2 protein-coding genes are annotated in these 2,133 nt (G+C 76.5%); both read right to left on the minus strand.

Features of this window, described 5'->3' with window-relative positions; genetic code table 11:
• Positions 1-69: 69 nt before the first annotated feature.
• Complete coding sequence (locus tag ACFV0G_RS35860; protein ID WP_380556976.1) at positions 70-1,128, minus strand: DUF2804 domain-containing protein; 1,059 nt, start codon at positions 1,126-1,128, stop codon at positions 70-72.
• Positions 1,129-1,187: 59 nt separating this feature from the next.
• A partial coding sequence (locus ACFV0G_RS35865; RefSeq protein ID WP_380556978.1) for a SulP family inorganic anion transporter occupies positions 1,188-2,133 on the minus strand: 946 nt, incomplete at its 5' end.

The following is a 2,133-nucleotide window of genomic DNA, read 5'->3' on the forward strand; positions in this document are numbered from 1 at the left end:
CCGCCCCCGCGCCCGCCCGCCCCCCGCGCGCCCCCCCCCCCCCCCCCCCCCGGGCCGCCCGATGAGGTGTCACCAGCGCATCCGCACGTCCTCGGCCCAGCCGAGCAGGCCGTCCACCGCGACCGACGCGCCGTCGTCGGTGCGGATCCGCCCCGTCCAGCGGCCGAAGCACTGGTCGGTGCGGTTGGCCAGCAGCCCGGCCTCGGTGCGGGTCCGCCGGTCGTGGAACGGGGTGAACACCAGGTCGACCTGGTCGGAGGAGGGGGTGCGCACCTGCCAGGGCGCCAGCGGGTCCGCCGGGTCGTACAGCCAGAGCAGTTCCTCGCCGATCTTGGAGAGGCGGCCGTCGACGCAGAGCGCGTTCTCCGTCGACCCCGTGCCCGCCGTCCAGCTCCCGCCGAACTGGAGGCCGACCACCCGTCCGTCGGTCCGCCCCGAGCCGGCGCCCCAGTTCCAGGCGACCCGGTGCGGCCAGCGGCCCCGGCCGTGGTCGAGCACCGCCCAGGAGTCCGCCCCGAACGCATGGTGCTCCGGGCCGATCCGCAGGCTCCCCGAGGCGGGGCGGGCGGTGTGCTTGGCGGTGTACTGGAAGTGCCGGTCGCTCCACGGCACCACGACGCCCAGCGTCTCGTGGCCGGGCGGCAGTTCGACCAGCACGTCGAGCTCGACCGGCTGCCGGTCCGGGGTCAGGCAGCGGGCCCGCAGCCGGGTGCCGGTGCCCTCGGCCCGGATCTCCACCCGGACCTGCCCGCGCACCGGCCGCTCCGGGCCGACCACCACGTCCTCGCCGTGCCCGGCCGCTCCGGCGATGCCGTCCGGCAGCCGCACCCCGCGCCCGAACGGGGAGAGCGCCGTCCGCTCCAGGTCCTGCGGCGCCCGGTCCTCGTCGCCGTGGCGGAGCACGTACACCGAGGTGAGGCCGAGGAAGTCCAGGTCGCTGACGGTGAGTGCGACGATGTGCGTCGGCCCCGTGATGCACCAGTACTCCCAGCGCTTGGTCCGGCCCCAGCCGCGCAGGTTGGCGCGGTGCAGCGGGCGCCGGGACCAGCCGACGGCGGCCGGGTCGAGCCGGCCGTCCGGCCGGCAGAGGTCGACGGGTGCGGTCAGTTCGCGTTCCGTGGTGGTCACGCCGCCACGGTAGCGCCGCGCGCCCCGTCCCGCCGGACCCGGCGGGACGGGGATGTGCTTCAGTGCAGCGCGGGCACGCTCACCGGCGCCACCCCCTGCTCGTTGTGACGGGCCGCCCAGTCGGCGAGCGCCGTCCGGCAGGCGTGGTCGAGGTGGCGAAGACCCGTCAGGTCCAGCTCGATCGGGCGGTCGCGGGGCAGCGACTCCAGGGTGCCGAGGATGCGCGGCAGCCGCAGGAAGGTCGCGTTGCCGGTCACCGCCACCCGGATCGGCCCGTCCCCGCCGTCGGCCACCTCCAGGTGCACCGCCGAGGTCTCCCAGGCGGTCTTGAGCACCGCGATCAGGAGTCCCAGCAGCACCCCCTCGAAGAGGTTGGTCAGCACGATCCCGACGGCCGTGGCGACCAGTACCAGCAGTTCGCCGCGGTGCGAGCGCCAGAGCGGCAGCAGGGCGGAGACGGGCAGCAGCTTGGCGCCGGCGTGCACCAGCACCCCGGCGAGCGCCGCGAGCGGGATCACGCCGAGCGCGGCCGGCAGCAGTGCCGCGAACAGCAGCAGCCACACGCCGTGCAGCACCCGGGACGCCTTCGTCCGGGCCCCCGCCTGCACATTGGCCGCACTGCGCACGATCACCGCGGTCATCGGCAGCGCGCCGAGCAGGCCGCACAGGGTGTTGCCGGCGCCCTGGGCGATCAGCTCGCGGTCGTAGTCGGTGCGCGCCCCGCTGTGCAGCCGGTCCACCGCGGCGGCGCTGAACAGGCTCTCCGCGGAGGCGATCAGGGTGAAGGCGAGCACGGTGGCGATCCCGGCGCTGCCGGTGAGCACCGAGAGGTCCGCGGGGCCCGGCGGGTCGACCACCCCGAGCAGGCCCTTCACCTCGATCTTCGCCACCGGGAGGCCGGCCAGCGCGGTCACGGCGGTGGCCAGGCCGACGGCGGCCAGCGGGGCGGGCACGGTGCGGGCGGCGGCGGGCAGCGGCCGCCACAGCGCCAGGACGGCGAGGGTG

The sequence above is a fragment of the Kitasatospora sp. NPDC059571 genome, from assembly GCF_042735675.1.
Lineage (GTDB): Bacteria > Actinomycetota > Actinomycetes > Streptomycetales > Streptomycetaceae > Kitasatospora.